The organism is Kordiimonas sp. SCSIO 12603 (assembly GCF_024398035.1).
GTDB lineage: Bacteria > Pseudomonadota > Alphaproteobacteria > Sphingomonadales > Kordiimonadaceae > Kordiimonas.
Genome location: NZ_CP073748.1, coordinates 620,037 through 636,736, shown reverse-complemented (window position 1 = coordinate 636,736; position 16,700 = coordinate 620,037). Strand labels below are relative to the sequence as shown.

The window sequence follows — 16,700 nt, the reverse complement described above, 5'->3', positions numbered from 1 at the left end:
AGTAGCTTTGATATATAGAATAGTTCCCGTCTAACCGAGTAAAAATCCTAGAGAGATTAAACCCATGACGCTTGAAGCACCAGAAACTAAAATTGTTGACACAAAAAAGGTAGCCTGCGATGGCGACGGCGGCGCCCTTGGTCATCCACGCGTTTATCTAACCATGGACGAAAACGGCCAGGTAGAATGCCCATATTGTGATCGCCGCTATATTTTGCAAGGCGGCCCTTCTGATAAGTAAGCCACTTAGCAGAACTATCCACACATAATTATTTCAGGGGAAGCTGATGACTGCAGAGAGCGGCAAAGAGCATTTATATTTGATCGATGGCTCCGGCTATATTTTTCGCGCCTATCACGCCATGGCTTATGCTCGAAAGCCACTAACTCGCAGCGACGGTACCCCTGTGGGTGCGGTATACGGTTTTTCCAATATGATCATGAAGCTGCTTCAGGATCTGGAAGATAACGAAAAACCAACGCACCTTGCTGTGATTTTTGATGCGGCCCGCAAAACATTCCGTTCTGAAATTTACCCAGAATATAAAGCACACCGCCCACCAGCACCTGAAGACCTTGTGCCCCAGTTCCCGCTGATCCGCGAAGCAACTGAAGCCTTTGGCCTACCAGCTATTGAAATGGAAGGCTATGAGGCCGATGATCTGATCGCAACCTATGCCGCTGAAGCGCGCGCAAAAGGCTGGCAGGTAACCATCGTAAGCTCAGACAAAGATTTGATGCAGCTTCTTGATGACCGTACCGATATGTTTGACACCATGAAAAGCAAGCGCACTGCAGCGGACGGTGTGGTTGAGAAATTCGGTGTTGGCCCGGAACGCGTTGTGGATGTGCAGTCGCTCGCCGGCGATAGCGTGGATAACGTGCCTGGTGTGCCTGGTATTGGTATTAAAACGGCCGCGCTTCTCATCAATGAATACGGCGATCTGGATACGCTTCTTGAACGTGCCGAAGAGATCAAACAGAAGAAACGCCGTGAAAACCTGATTGAGTTCGCAGATATGGCGCGCATCAGCCGCCAGCTGGTTACCCTTAAATCAGATGTACCTGTGGAAAACAGCGTTGATGATTTTGGCCTCTCACAGCCTGAGCTGGACCCGTTCCTGAAGTTTGTGGACGCACAGGATTTCCGCTCGCTCCGCGTGAAAGCAATTGCCGCTTGGGGTGACGGCGCGGATATCGACCCGATCGACGAAGAAGTAGAAACGGTTGAGAAGGATTATAGCTGCGTTACCGATATGGCGGAGCTTGAGAAATGGATCGAGCGCGCTTACGCGACTGGCGTTGTAGCCGTAGATACTGAAACTACAGGCCTTGATGCTGCTGAAGCTGGTCTTGTGGGTATTTGCCTATCTACCGCGCCAGGCAAAGCCTGTTATATCCCTGTGGGCCACGTGGGTGACAGCGATGATCTATTGGCAGAACCACCACATCAACTGCCAAAAGCAGACGTAATTAAAGCACTTAAGCCGATGCTGGAAGACGCATCTGTTCTGAAGGTTGGGCAAAACCTCAAGTATGATATGTCGATCCTCTCCCGTGTGGGAATTGATCTCCACCCGATGGATGACACCATGCTGATCAGCTACGCGCTGGATGCTGGCAAGCATAACCACGGTATGGACGAACTTTCAGGCATTCATCTGGATATTACCCCAATTCCGTTCAAGGAAATTGCGGGCACAGGCAAAAACCAGATTACTTTTGATAAAGTACCGCTGGACCGCGCAACAGATTATGCAGCTGAAGACGCTGATATCACACTTCGCCTGTATAAAATTCTGAAACCACGCCTATCGCCAGAGAAGGTGACAACGGTTTACGAAACCCTTGAACGCCCACTGGCTAAAGTACTGTCAGGTATGGAGCTTGAAGGCATCAAGGTAGACGTAGGTACGCTGAAAAAACTTTCCAATGATTTTGCTATGGGCATCGAGCGTCTGGATAAAGAAATTCAGGACATGGCAGGTCGCCCGTTTAACGTTGCATCACCGAAGCAGCTAGGTGAAATTCTCTTTGATGACCTTGGCCTGAAAGGCGGTAAAAAATCCGCGAAAACAGGCGCATGGCAAACCAATGTAGATGTGCTTGAAAAACTGGCAGCCGAAGGCCATGAACTTCCAAAGAAGGTCATGGAATTCCGCCAGTTCTCCAAATTGAAGAGTACCTATACTGATGCACTCCAGCAGCAGGTAAACCCACATACAGGCCGCGTTCACACCAGCTACCATATGGCGTCTACCACAACGGGTCGCTTGTCATCAAATGACCCGAACCTTCAGAATATTCCGATCCGGACAGAAGAAGGCCGCAAAATCCGCCGTGCCTTTGTGCCAGAAGAAGGTAACATTCTGATCGCGGCTGACTATAGCCAGATTGAACTACGTATCCTTGCTCATATCGCTGAAATTGAAGCACTGCAAAAAGCATTCGCTGAAGGCACTGATATTCACGCTATGACAGCAAGCGAAGTATTTGGTGTGCCTGTTGAAGGCATGGACCCGATTGTCCGCCGTCAGGCAAAGGCTATCAACTTCGGTATCATATACGGTATTTCAGCTTTCGGCCTTGCTCGCCAATTAGATATTAGCCGCTCAGATGCCGCGAAATATATTGATGCTTATTTCGAAAAATTCCCGGGCATCCGCAAATATATGGATGATACGGTCGAATTCGGTAAAGAGCACGGCTATGTGGAAACGCTGTTTGGTCGCAAATGCCACACACCATCCCTACAGGACAAAAACCCAATGAAGCGCGGCTTTGGTGAACGTGCAGCCATCAACGCCCCAATTCAGGGTACGGCCGCTGATGTGATCCGCCGGGCAATGATCCGTATGCCGGATGCGCTTAAGGACGCTGGCCTAACGGATGTTCGCATGCTCCTTCAGGTGCATGATGAACTGGTATTTGAAGCACCTGAAGGCAAAGTAGAAGCGGCTATCCCTGTTATCCGTGATGTGATGGAAAATGCCTGCAAACCAGTACTTGACCTGAGCGTACCCCTAATTGTGGATTGCGGTACAGGCCATAACTGGGAAGAAGCGCACTAGCCCCAACCTTTATCACTGTGCGGGCAATCTCTTCGCTTGGTTGCCCCACACCTTCATTACCAGCTCTCCAGCTTCATTTTTGCTGAAAGAAAACTCCATACCCATTTGTGCAAACAGATAGGTTTCCCCTTTTTCATGCCCTTCAATAAAGAACTGAGTTGGAGACAAATTCCCTTGGCTCTCGACAAGAAAGCCTTCACCTTCTGCGGTAACATTAAAACGTATCTCACGTCCTTGGAATTCAAAGGCATACGAGCCAGTAAATCTGTTTCTTTCTTCTGCGGTAGCTGGCCGCCAGTCTTTCACTGCAGATTGGTAGATAGGCCAATGATATGTGTTTGCTGCTGCACTCAGGATTTCCTCGATAATCTTCATGCCGTTATCACTGTTGGTCATCACAACAGCACCTTTACCTTCGAGAAGGGTAATCATATAAGCCCGGAAACCAACATTTGATCCACCGTGTTTGAAGCCGATGATCTCATCACCTTCCATCTCCAAACTGAAGCCCAAGCCGTATCCGCCCTTGATATGTGTCAGCATTTCTTTGGCAGACTTCTGAGTTATCAAAGCCCCTTCCACACCATTCCATGCTTTCATCATTTCCAGCGAAAAAGTGGCGATATCATTGGGTGTTGTCCAGAGGCTGGCAGCCGCGCTTTCTGGGTGTACCACATACCCATCTTTAACAATCTCACCATTTGGCAAATGCCCGGATGCCAGCAATGCTTTCTTATTTTCAGGGACAATAAAATCAAAGAAGCTCTCATTCATGCCCGCAGGTTTTACAGTGAGTTTATTGACAATCTCAGGGAACCAAACACCTGCCCTGTCCTCAAGCGCGAGCTGCATTACGGTGTAACCACCACCAGAATAGCGCCAATTGGTACCTGGTTCGAAATCCACTATTACAGCGCCTGTATTTGCTGTTCCGGCTCCTGCTACAACATCCTTGGTAGATGGATATTCAGCCCCAAGCTGATACCCCGGGAAACCATGCACTGTCGTACCTGCCGTATGGCTTAGAAGATGCTTTAATGTAACTGGTGTTTTCTCCGATAACTCATTTTCCGGCAACTGCCAGCTTTTGAGATAATCATTGATAGGTGTATCCAAGCGAAGTTCACCTTTATCCACCATCTGCATCACGGCAAAAGCGGAAACAGGTTTTGAGATCGAAGCTGCTTGAAAGAGGGTGTGCTCCGTGGCCTGTTTCCCTGATGTTGTATCACTCACGCCCCAAGCGTGAGACCAAGCGATTTTCCCATCATCAATGATGGCAACAGAAACAGCGGGTACATCGTACAACTGCATTCGCTCAAGCATATTAAATGTTTGTAATCTACCCTTCAGTTGAAAGGTTGGCGCGAGGGCATTTTCAAATTTTTGAACCTCTTGTTCGTCCGCTACTGTTGCTTCAGTAAAACCAAGTGCCAAAACTGATGCCAATATCTTAAACACAGTATCCCCCTCTTGTTTGCTTAGAGGACTATCTCAAGACCTTTAAGCTATGCATATGTGACATAGAGGTGCTGCGACAAAAAAACCGCTTCACAGGAAGCGGCTTTTCAAGAACTCAAAGAATTGGAAAACCCTTAGCCTTCAAAAACATTATAGAGCACAAAGAAGAGGCCAGCTGAGAGTATACCTGCAACAGGTACTGTGATCACCCAAGCAGCTGCGATTGTCAGCATCTCACGGCGGCGAACCAACTTGCGTTTTTCGCGGGCCCGGCGCTCTTTCTTGGTTGGACGTCCTTTTGCATCGCCATTATTCGCGAGATACTCGCGAAGGAAACCAACACCAAACACACCACCAACAGCGATGTGTGTAGATGATACCGGAAGCCCAAGCCAGCTTGCAGCAATCACAGTAATAGCGGCTGCCAGCGCCACACAGAAGGCACGCATCTGATTAAGTTTAGTAATCTTCTCACCAACCGTGCGGATCAGCTTCGGGCCAAAAAGCATCAGGCCAATAGAAATACCAATAGCACCGATAATCATCACCCACAGAGGAATAGAAACTTGATCCGTCCCTGAACTGTCTGTTGCAACGCTTACGATAGCTGCCAGCGGACCAACCGCGTTGGCCACATCATTCGCACCGTGCGCAAATGAAAGAAGTGCTGCAGAGAAAATAAGCGGGATTGTAAACAGGCTTGCTACTGATTTACGGCGATTTTCAAGCACCAAAGAACGGCGAGCAACCAGTGGTTTGGTTACAAGCCATGTTGCAAAAGCCACAAGCGCTGTAATTGCCCACATAGAAACAACATCAGGTTTCCAGACCTTAGCCAAACCTTTTGTAGCAAGATAAAGCGTGAAAGCTGCTGACATGATAGCAACAAGCACAGGCACCCACCGACGAGAAGCCGCGAGCATATCATCCTGCCAAAGGATATTCCGCTTAATAAAATAGAGAAAGCCAGCAGCGATAACACCGCCCAAGAGTGGTGAAATAACCCAACTGGCTGCAATAGCAGCCAACTTGCCCCATGCCACGCTTGAAGCACCGGCAGCCGCGATACCAGCCCCTACTACACCGCCTACAATTGAGTGAGTGGTAGACACAGGCGCGCCAACATATGTCGCGAGATTAAGCCACAATGCAGCCGCTAACAGCGCTGACATCATAGCCCAGATAAAAACCATCTGATCGCTGATACCTGAGGGATCAATGATACCTTTGCGGATTGTGGAAACTACATCACCACCCGCAAGAAGAGCACCAGAGGCTTCAAAAACAGCTGCGATGATAAGCGCACCCACCATTGTAAGCGCTTTAGAGCCAACAGCCGGGCCAATGTTATTGGCAACATCGTTAGCGCCAATATTCATCGCCATATAGCCACCAATAACAGCAGCCACGATTACAAATACACTTGTGCCTTCAAGGCCATGTACTAAAGATGCATAGAGGAATACACCCAGCAAAAATAACATTGCAAAACCAAGGTTAGCGATTGGTCGCCCGTGTTCACTTACCCCAGTTTGGAAGCCCTGTACCTTTTTAAGGTCAGAATCAACCTTGTGATTATTCATCAATAAACCCTTAGATAAACCAAGCTTTGGTACTCAAAAACAAAACTGTAACAGGCTATAGCCCATGCTTTTCCCTATTGGGAATCTTTATTATGAAATTTTTATTACACAGAACTGATAGCTGATTTTACCCCAAGTGCAAGCGAATTTCGCATAAAAAAAAGGGCGACCAAACAGGCCGCCCTTCCGCAGATTTCTTAGTGTTTTTTAGAACTCGTAAGCCAGTGTTAGACCATAAGTTCTTGGCGCACTTGGATAACCATTGATCGTACCCGGCTGAATAACACCTGGGAACGCCGTGAAGAAATACTCATCATTGAATAGGTTACGGCCCCAAATCTGAAGGCTTACACCATTTTCAAGAGTGATTCCCGCACTTGCATTGAAGGTATTAACTTCACGAGTGATTGTTGGGAAACGATCACCAACAGGCTCATCACTTTCATAAAGCCAATCTGCACGTACATAACCGTATATTCCGTTATCGAATTCAAAGTTATATGTAGCAGATGTGCTTGCGCTGAATTCGTGAATACCCAGCGGACGTGTGCCTGATAGGTCTGTTGGACCATTCGGGCCAAGGCCACCTACGAAATCATCATATAGCGGATCTAGGTAAATACCTGAGAAGCCAACAACAAAATCGTCTGTTAGGTAGTAAGAGAACTCAAGTTCAACACCTTTGGTCGATTGCTTACCAGCGTTTACAAGGTTAAAGCCTGTACCTGTGAAGGCGTTCGACTGGAAGCCTTTGATAGTTTGGTCGAACAGAGCAAGGTTCAAATGGCCGCGAGCAAAACGTGCTTTCAGACCAAGTTCGTAAACCGTTGATTCCTCTGGGCCAGCAAAGCGTGTACCAAAGTTCTGGTTAACCTGAGTGAGACCAGCGGCTTCAAGTGCTGCCTGATCCCCAGGGAATGGACGACTATCGCGTGACAAGTTCCAAGACGAAGCCTTAAAGCCTGTTGCAACACTTGCATACACATTCACAGCATCACTTACTTGATAAGCCACACGTGCTGTCCATGTAAATTTATCATCGCTTGTTCTGCCGTCTTCCACAGAGTTCGGGAAGGCAACAAATTGCGGCTGGAACTGCAGCGCCTGCAAACCAGTGATCGACTCGTTTACACCAGCCTGAATAGCAGCACTTGTGCCAGGAGCTGCAGCTTCAATGGCGGCAATATTCTCTGGTGTTGGTGCAAGGCCTGTCGCTCCCTGGAATGCCTGTCCGAAGAAGGCTTGAGGGATAAGGCCATTGTTCACAGTGAACAGATCAATTGCAGAGAATGCATCCCCGTTCACAGTGCTGCCTGTTACAGTCTTTTTATCTTTGGTGTAGTTCACACCACCTGTCAGTGTTACCCGGTCAGTAATATGATAATCAACTGTTGCAAAGATAGAATATGCAGTGTTGTCCTGCGTGAAAGTTTCACGCGTTGTAGTATCTGCATTAAAGAACGAACCTGGTGTTGAACCAGAAAGTGCTTCTAGTGTTGCAAGTGTACCCGGCGCACCTGTTAGAAGGTCTACGTAAGCACGTGTGTCTGTACCATACTCAAGCCCTTGAATCTGTGTGATATCTTCCTGGAAGAAGAAACCACCAACCATCCAGTCGAGTACATTATCACCTGTAGATGTCAGGCGAATTTCTTGAGTGAATGTATCGATATCAGCGTCATTGTTCGCGCTATCAATAATATTCGCACCCGTATAATCCGCCTCAGCATCGTTAAAGCTCTTGTTCGAGCGGTAAGCTGTGATGGATGTTAGAGTGAAGGTATCAAAGTCAACATCACCCTGAAGGGAGATACCGCCATCTTTCACTTCGTTAATAGAAGGCTGGTTGAACGGCGCTGTATATGAGAATGGATCTGTATCATCATTCAAAGCACCGCCAAGCGCTTGAACAGCTGCAGCTGTCGGGCCATTTTGAATAGTGGTAACTGTACAGCAGCTCTCATCAATCTTGCTGTAATCAGCAATCAAACGGAAGCTTACATTTTCACTTGGCTCAAAGAGTACCTGACCACGAATATTCCAGCGATCACGGTCGTTTAGATCATCAATTCCATCTACGAGGCTTTCTGTATATCCATCGCGCTTGTTAATACCGCCCGATAGGCTAACAGCAACAGTATCAGACAATCCGCCCGTAACATAACCGCGTGCAACAACCTGATCATAATTACCATACTGAAGCTCTACACGACCTTCTGTTTCGTATGATGGAGCCGCAGAAACTACGCTGATTACACCCGCAGAAGCGTTTTTACCAAAGAGTGTACTTTGTGGGCCGCTTAGTACCTCAACACGCTCAAGACGTGGAAGGTCACCAATTTGTGCCGCTGAACGAGAACGGTAAACACCGTCAATGAACACACCTACTGATGGTTCGATACCAGCGTTGTTCGCACCATTACCAAAACCACGAATTACGAAGTTTGTCGATGCGGAGTTTTGAAGTGTTGTAACACGCAATGAAGGTACAACGGTTTGTAGATCATTGATATCTAAAAGACGTGCTTTTTCAAAGGTTTCTGCTGTTGTTACAGAAACTGCAATCGGTGTTTCCTGTAGCGTTTGAGTACGCTTGGATGATGTTACAAGAATTTCTTCGAGCTCGAAATCGTCATCTTGTGCAACGACTGCTGTGGTGGTGGCCATACTCGCGCACAACGCGACAGATGCCAAAAGGCGGGAACGCGTCCCTTGCCCGCGTGATAGTTTCATGAAGTCCTCCCATATATATCCCTAGTCTTGAAAACCCGACATCCTCATATGCTCTGGCAACACGTATCAAGGTTCAAAACTTTCAAAGACCTAAGTAAAATGATCATATGGCAAATGGCTCAGGTCAAGGGGATTCTTTAGCCAAACTGCTGTTTTTTCAAAGAAAAATAGAAATTAGTGCTCAAAAAGACAAAGGGCGACCGAGGTCGCCCTTTTGATTCCGTAACGTAAAGTAGCAACATTAGAATGTTGTGCTAATTTTCGCATAAACCGAACGTTGACGTGGATCATGTGTACGGCTTTCGAAGCCACCATTTGTTGCCACGCGTGGTACATCTTTATCAAACACGTTCCGAGCACCAATCTGGAGCGATGTTCCATCAAGGTTTTCGAAAATACCGCCAAGGTTCAAGCTATATTGAACATCTACAGTTGTGTAGCTTGGGATATCGCCATTCTCTACCCCACCAATAACCTGATCATCATCCAGACCAGAGATATGACGAACATAGAAACGCGCATCATGGGTATCGTTGGTAAACGCGATACCTGTGTTAAAGCGTGTTTTTGGTGTTGGACTACCGAAGTTAGAGAAGTTCCGGTTACCTACGCCATCAATGTTACCAGCTTGTGGATCAGTGATATCATAGCTGAACAAGTATGTACCGTCGAAGAACGGCTGAATAACGCCGTCACCAACTTCGATATCATACTTCACAGATACATCGAGGCCATCTGTTTTAACGCTTGATGCATTCACATAATCTACAAATACCATCAGGATCGGACCGCCATCAAAGGCACGAACCACACGGTCACCTGTTGGATCAGCATTCACTACAGACTGGAAGTTTTCCTGAATGATCACATCAGAGAAATCGTAGTTGAAATAGTCAATATCAACACTCAAACCATCAATTGGCTGCCAGGAAAGACCAAAGTTCCATGCTTTACTTTGCTCCGGATCAAGAGCCCGACCACCTTGAGGGTCTGTACCACGAACCGCCGCGAAGAATGTACCACCTGTAAGTGGATCACTGATCTGGTTAAGGCTCGTAGCCTGGCCTTGAATCTGGAATTGGCTAGGCGCACGGAAACTTGTGGAATAACTACCACGAAGGGTCAGACTATCTGTTGGACGTGCAAGTAGAGATACTTTTGGATCAAATGTTGATCCAATATTCCCACCATAATCCTCAAAACGAGCTGCAACAGATAGATCAATCTTATCAGTGATTGGCGCTAAAGCCTCTGCAAAGAATGCATAAATGCTACGGCTGTCTTCAAAATCTGGTGCGCCGATCACAAACGCAAACGCATCAGCATTTGCAAGCGGATCTAGATCACGACCAAAAGTTTCATCCCGGTACTGGAAACCAACCGCAAGGCCAATATCACCCGCAGGAAGCGAACCCACTGTACCTGAAAGAACAGCATCAATTGTCCATAGCTCTGAATTACTCTCAATAGTTTGAGTAGCAATCAGATGATCAAGCAGTGCCGGATCATTTGGCGAAGTAGTAAATGATGTCGCAAACGGGTTGAAATACTGACAGCTACCTTCGCCAGGCGTACCAGTTGCAGCATCACAGTTTGGGCCGCCAAGGCCTTGCAGAGCAAGACGAACACGATCTGTTACAGTATCTTCTGTATTGTTCGTGTGATCGTTCTGGGCATAGGTTGCTGCAAGGTTATAGCTCCAGTTATCATTAATTGGGCCATCAATTGCACCGCTCACACGGTATGTTTCAGATGTAAAGCTGCTTGGCGATACATCACCACCTACACCGCTCACACGGCCAAAGAATGTAACCTGTTCACCAAATACGTTGTTTGGGTGATCCGCAGGTACCTGAGCAGCACCTAACTGAAGGAATGGGAACGATGGCGAGTTACCGCGGCTTGCTTCATTATCTGCATAAGCAACTTCAGCACGGAATGTATGCCCACCTTCAAATTCGTGTTTCACCACACCGTACAGTTGAATACGCTCTTCTTCAGGCACGAGCGTGAAGAAATCACCGAAATCAAAACGACATGTACCCGGCTGAAGACCATTAGGCAGAGTTGTAGCTGCCGCAGGAATACCACCTACTTCGCCACAACCTGTTGGGTCAATAATTGGTGCCCTAGCAAGAGCAGCCAACTGAGCAGCCAACGTTGCGTTGCCGGCAGCTGCAGCTGCAGCTGATTGCTGTGCCAGGCCGGCAGCAACTGACGGCACAAAGAACGAACCTGGGTTGCCAAGCGCAGAGCTATCATCCTCAGGGCGGCTTAGACGGCGCTCTGCAGTCGTTAGTTCTGTACGGTCAAGATAGCTAGCGGCAATCATGAAGTTCGTGTTACCTGAACTCCAACCAAATTTACCTTCAACCTGAAGATCGCTCTGACTTCCTTCACCTGTCAGTGTTGCACCGCGTGCACTTAGTGAAAGACCTTCAAAATTATCATCCGTGATAAAGTTAACAACGCCAGCAACAGCATCCGTACCATAAATCGCTGCGGCACCATCTTTCACGATCTCAATACGCTGCACAGCGATCTGCGGCACAAGTGAACTTGTATCCACAAATGTTACACCGTCATTCGTAAGCGCGCCTGTGTTAACCTGACGGCGACCATTCAAAAGAACAAGCGTGGACGCCACACCAAGACCGCGCAGGTTAAAGTTTGACGTTCCCGTGGTGTTATTCTGCGTAAACGCGTCTGGATTGTTCTGAGAACCAGCGTTGATTGTTAGCGTCTGAACAAGATCCGCTACTGTACTAGCGCCGATGTTATTCAAATTATCTGCGCCGATCACCGCGATTGGTGATGGGCTGTTAAACTGTGATTTACCTTTTAAATAAGTACCGGTAACAACAACTTCTTCGATTTCATAGGACTCATCGTCTTGAGCCACTACTTGGCTAGTTGCAAGCATGCTCAGACAGCCTGCCGCCAAGGCGGTAGCATTCCTAAAGCGAGTAAGAAGCATATATCCCCTCCTGATTAGACTAATATCTTTTATTCCTTCCCAACTATTAATGGTTAGTTCGATCACCCCTTTGGTCAAGGGCTTGAACCACTATTTTTTATAGTCAGGGCAGTTTGTTATTTGTTTGTAGCTGTATTTATTTACTTATTGGGCTCAATAAGAGCCTGTTTAAGATAGACCTTCACAACATCTTTCCCCATACGGTAATCTGCATATGGTGTCAGATATTGTTGAACTAGGTCAGGATCAATCGGACGATTGATATCAAATCGAACGCGAGAAAGTTCAGACAGCACCAAATTAAAATCGGCTCGAATTTGTGGTACACGCTGCTTAACATATTCGATTTTTGAAGCATCCTGCACTTCAAGAACAACCTGCACAGTCACCTTACCGATAAGCCTGCCTCTTTTTTGCATAGTGAAGGTAAAGGGCATTAGCTCAACCTTGTGCTTACCTTCTTCCGGCGCATCCTGCATGGTCACGACCGAAAGGGCAGGCGAAAACTCGGCCGCCAGCAAAAGGAACAGCACTATTGAAGCAAATCTCAGCATAGGTTTCTTTCAAAATTATCTGTCAGATCAATAGCATGACCCAACTGCAGTCGAATGAAAAGTGATAAGTTATCGCATTTTACAACAATTGTTGCATTTAAAGACAAATTATCGATGCATTTTTCAACAAAATGATACAATTTTAGTAATGCAGATATTCGAAATTATCTAATATATTGATTTTAAAAGATTTATTTAATTTAAAATTCTGGCACACCCCTTGAATATATAAACGTACCTCTCGAGCAGGGGTGCGGGAATGGGTAATTTATTTACTCGACCCCCAATCGTGCACCTATTCCCGCGTACCCCGCTCAAGTAGAAAAAAGCCCGCTCAAAGAGCGGGCTTTTTCATTTATGAGGCCATCAACCTATTTAGCAATAAGCCGTGCCTCACCCAATTTGCACCTATTCAGACGCAAATTTTATAAGGCTGATTTCTTTACAAAGTGTTACTAAGCGAACAAACTTAGAGAAGATCCTGCAGGGGAACCTGCCTGCAAACGAGCAAGACCAGACTGTAAATTAGCCAACTGATTCTGAGTTGCCTGAGAAACAGTGCCACCGCTTGCCCCCGGCCTGTTAAGAAGATCACGGAACTGGTTAAACTCAAGGGACCTGAAAGCCCGCTGGGTTGTGCCGATTGCACTATCAAGCAAATTCAAAACATAATTCGCTGTCGCTCTGTCTCGGATATGCAGTGCACCCTCAAGGCCCAAACCAAAAACACCACCCAGATCTGTCTCAGGATCAAACGGGCGATCATCATCGTCATTCAGATCGAAAATTTCATCCCGCGGCAGCAAGCGTCCTGGTTCCAATCCTAGATGGCCAAGCAAGTCTTCGCCATCAGCGCCAGCGATCAAATCAACAGATACACCGTCACTCAAAGCTTCAATCTGCAAGCGGTCACCTTCAAGGCTGGAGCTTACATTCACTTCAACCTGACCAAAACCAGCGATCCGGATTTTGCGGGCAATATCATCTAGTGTATCACCCTCATCCAGATCGATCTCACGACGCCGACCACCATCAAAAGAAATAAAGAAGTGATCACCTTCCGTGGCTGATGTCTGAGTTTCAATATCAAGTGTTTCATCAATGCTGATGTCGCCCACAGGCAAACCCAGTGTTTCAAGCACACTATCGCCCTGCGTGGTAAACGCTAAACCACCTACATTGGTACGCGCCAAACCCTCACCAAACTGCTCAATATCACTTACGGTTCCTGAAGCACCATCCAACCTTGCTACAAAAGCATCCGTTGCCCCACGGTCATCCTCACCGGCAAATTCGGCATTTGTAGAGCCAGCCACATAAACATTGCCGTTATTTACCACCACATCAGCGATGGTATCTGTACCCGTCGTCGAGAGGTAAGTAGTGAAGTTAGCAGACAAATTCGTACTACCACTTAGTGTAGCGCCGCTTACAAAACCATCAAAGCCTGTAGATTGAGCACCATTAACCGTCGCAGCACCAGATGCATTCAAACTGCCACCATTTGTAGTACCGGCCAGATAAACTTCACCATTGGTATTATCGATCGTCAAACTCTCGATAGAGCCGCCCAAACCAAGATTGCCAAAGGTTACACTATCTGTCTGATTGGATAAGTTACTGCCGTCAGCTCGGTAAACAACAGCATTAGCACCCTCTTCAACCGCCAGCACTACGTTGTCGTTTGCGTCAACCGCAATACCCTTCACAACATCATTACCTGATGTACCAAATACATGGCTATCCTGAAGCGCGCCCGTGGTGCCGTTTAGTTTCAACACCAATGCATCTTCACCACCGGAGAACGTTGAACCAATACCGATTGCCGAGCGCGTAAACCCGCCAACAAATATATCACCATTAGAATCGACAGCAACGGTTTGGCCACTTGTTTCAGCAAATGTATCAAGCTGATACCGGAAAACTTCATCACCATTTTCATTGAACTTGGCAACAAAGGCATCACCTTCTTCGCTATCAATTACATCACCTTGCGCAAGTTCACCATTAGTCTGACCCGTGATAATAACATTATCGTTCGCATCAACAGTAATATCAAAAACGTCAGCACTATCTGCAGCGCCAAGAAGGCGGGAGAATAGCTCGTTCCCCTCGCTATCAAAGCGGGTAAGATAAACATCCTGAGTGCCAGATGTATTAATCTGGTGCCCAAACGAACCTTGCGTGGTGCCTACAACGAAAATACCCCCGTCACTGGTTGTCGCAACTCGATTACCAAACGTGTTAGCATTTTCAACAAACTCACTGTCTACATTCGTGATAGATGCGGAGTTATCTGAAGTGTTGTCATCATCATTTGACGTACTATTAGTGGTAACATCAGCAAGCGCATCAGCTCTGAATTGATCACGCAGTGCAGCGATATCTTCATCCAGATCATCTTCTTCTGCATCAGCCGTAAGCTCGTTAAGCTCAGTCGCAGCCAAATCAATACCTGCAAATGTGAAAGAATCGTCTCTAACAAGAGTACCCGACAGACCATTCACCTGCGTGACACGTGCTGTTGTCGCGAAACTCTCATCAATTTGGGAAACGGAAGAAGCCACATATAGCGTTGGTTCCGCACTTGCCGCAGATAATGTTACCGCTTCCGTAATCGTACCATCTACCTGAAGCCCAAAACGACCGGTTGAATCCTCACTTACACTGAAACGGGTTTGATGCTTGATAAACTCTTCGCCCTGATCGTTCGTATCCGTAAGAGCTTCAATTTGCGTATTAATATGAGCCGCGATATTCTCAAGTGTCAGGTCACCAGAGATACCAGACAAATCAACCGTAATATTATCTGTTTCACCAGCCTTACTGATGGAAACTGTAAAGACCTCGGTACCCGTCAATCCGGATACAACATCCGTACGGTTTGCAACAACACCAGAGCCTTCGGTTACAGTACCATTTCTACCTGTACGGATAGCCGTTTCCACATCGTCGGTTTTTTCACCGAGGAATAAATCCAATCTATCGGTCTGTGTCTCCAGAAGGTAATTTTGAACTTCCGCAAAACCTCTCTGGAACTGTTCATCAGCACGCTCGAGAGAAGCTTCTGTCGTACGATCATCTGCAGCAAATTCAGCAAGCGTTCTAAGATCTGTAAGCGCCTGAAACAAAACAAACGTTGCCTGTCGGTCGATATCATTCTCTACCGATTCAATAAATCGGGAGTCAGTATCAATGAAAGTAGTCTTGGCCCGTACCTCACGAACCCTTTCATTCAAGGTCGTATCTTCAGCTTCTTCCGCGCCACTGAATCCCGGTGGCAAGATAAAAGCGTCCTCTGATGTGCCTCGGTTAAAAGCAGCACGATCAGCTGGAGATAAATTCTGGAGACCAAGGCGAGTAAGGTCAGCATTAAAGGATGCCTGAAGAAGAGACTGGCTAACACCAATTACAGGCGTGGAAAATGTGCTCTGAGCGCCGCCAGCGCCGAACAATGAGCCAAAACTCGCATTTCCAAACAGTGCCATCTACTAGTTTCTTTCAGTCAACACACCTGCTCAAAACTCGGAAATAAATTCCTAGTCGGCAAACTTTACCGCCCTTCATTTGCAAACCATTGAAAACGACTCGCTTTTAAAGGCAAAAATTGCCGCTCGATTGCATTTGAGCATTAAATTCACTACATCAGTTGCAAGGTCCGTGCTAATTAAGGCCAATTGACAGTAAAGGATAAAAAATCATGACAGCAATCTTCTGGCTGATTAACACAGTGCTTGATCTATATGCATTATGCTTGCTGGTCTATGTGATCATAAGCTGGCTCGTCGCCTTCAACATTATTAACAGCTACCAACCTCTGGTACAGACAATTAATGGCTTCTTGGGTCGACTAATTGAGCCTGCTGTTCGACATATTCGAAGATACGTTCCGCCATTCAACGGGCTGGACCTATCAGTTATTGTACTGTTTTTAGGTATCCGTTTCGTTCAGATTTTGATCAACACCTCAATCGCACCAATGTTCTATTAACCTGTGCCGTTACAGCTCAAAGCTGAAGGCGTTGTTCTTCATATCAAACTTACACCTAAGGCATCAAAAGATGCCTTAATCCGCCTTGAAAATGATGCAGACGGCAAGTGCTATATCAAAGCATCTGTAACCGCTGTCCCTGAAAAAGGGAAAGCCAATGCGTCGCTCGTGAAGCTGCTATCGAAAAAACTCGGGTTGCCCAAAACCTCTATAACCCTTATAGCGGGGGACCAAGCCCGGCAAAAGACGGTTTTGATTACAGGCGACGGTGACGCCCTTAAAAATATAATCACCGAAAAACTTATGGTGCTGGGCCTGAAAATTTAAACA

The 16,700-nt window shown here is 46.8% G+C and carries 10 protein-coding genes; 4 read left to right on the top strand and 6 right to left on the bottom strand.

Annotation, left to right across the window (positions count from 1 at the left end; genetic code table 11):
• Nucleotides 1-64 precede the first annotated feature (64 nt).
• Together KFE96_RS02920 and polA are read left to right on the top strand one after the other, a co-directional pair.
• Nucleotides 65-241, top strand: a complete 177-nt coding sequence (locus KFE96_RS02920) for a zinc-finger domain-containing protein (protein WP_247019121.1) — start codon at nt 65-67, stop codon at nt 239-241.
• Between the two features lie 46 nt (nt 242-287).
• Nucleotides 288-3,071: a DNA polymerase I gene (gene polA, locus KFE96_RS02915; protein WP_255834512.1), complete on the top strand. Its 2,784-nt coding sequence runs from the start codon at nt 288-290 to the stop codon at nt 3,069-3,071.
• A gap of 12 nt (nt 3,072-3,083) precedes the next feature.
• On the opposite strand, the gene KFE96_RS02910 is transcribed toward polA, so the two are convergent.
• The 6 genes from KFE96_RS02910 to KFE96_RS02885 form a co-directional block, all read right to left on the bottom strand.
• The gene (locus tag KFE96_RS02910; protein WP_255834511.1) at nt 3,084-4,532 is read right to left on the bottom strand and encodes a serine hydrolase; all 1,449 of its coding nucleotides are present in this window, start codon (nt 4,530-4,532) and stop codon (nt 3,084-3,086) included.
• A gap of 134 nt (nt 4,533-4,666) precedes the next feature.
• Nucleotides 4,667-6,115 (bottom strand): inorganic phosphate transporter, encoded by a 1,449-nt coding sequence (locus KFE96_RS02905; protein ID WP_255834510.1) that lies wholly within the window; start codon nt 6,113-6,115, stop codon nt 4,667-4,669.
• Between the two features lie 207 nt (nt 6,116-6,322).
• Nucleotides 6,323-8,848 carry a TonB-dependent receptor gene (locus KFE96_RS02900; protein ID WP_255834509.1) on the bottom strand — a complete coding sequence of 842 codons (2,526 nt, stop codon included), beginning with the start codon at nt 8,846-8,848 and terminating at the stop codon, nt 6,323-6,325.
• A 241-nt stretch (nt 8,849-9,089) separates the two neighbouring features.
• On the bottom strand, nt 9,090-11,825 hold the full coding sequence (locus tag KFE96_RS02895; protein ID WP_255834508.1) for a TonB-dependent receptor domain-containing protein: 2,736 nt from the start codon (nt 11,823-11,825) through the stop codon (nt 9,090-9,092).
• A 140-nt stretch (nt 11,826-11,965) separates the two neighbouring features.
• Entirely contained in the window at nt 11,966-12,379 is a 414-nt protein-coding gene (locus KFE96_RS02890; RefSeq protein ID WP_255834507.1) for a hypothetical protein, read from the bottom strand.
• 455 nt (nt 12,380-12,834) lie between these two features.
• On the bottom strand, nt 12,835-15,867 hold the full coding sequence (locus KFE96_RS02885; protein ID WP_255834506.1) for a hypothetical protein: 3,033 nt from the start codon (nt 15,865-15,867) through the stop codon (nt 12,835-12,837).
• Between the two features lie 212 nt (nt 15,868-16,079).
• On the opposite strand from KFE96_RS02885, the gene KFE96_RS02880 reads away from it, so the two are divergent.
• Both KFE96_RS02880 and KFE96_RS02875 read left to right on the top strand, forming a co-directional pair.
• Complete coding sequence (locus tag KFE96_RS02880; protein WP_255834505.1) at nt 16,080-16,370, top strand: YggT family protein; 291 nt, start codon at nt 16,080-16,082, stop codon at nt 16,368-16,370.
• Between the two features lie 3 nt (nt 16,371-16,373).
• Nucleotides 16,374-16,697 (top strand): DUF167 family protein, encoded by a 324-nt coding sequence (locus tag KFE96_RS02875; protein WP_255834504.1) that lies wholly within the window; start codon nt 16,374-16,376, stop codon nt 16,695-16,697.
• Nucleotides 16,698-16,700: the final 3 nt, after the last annotated feature.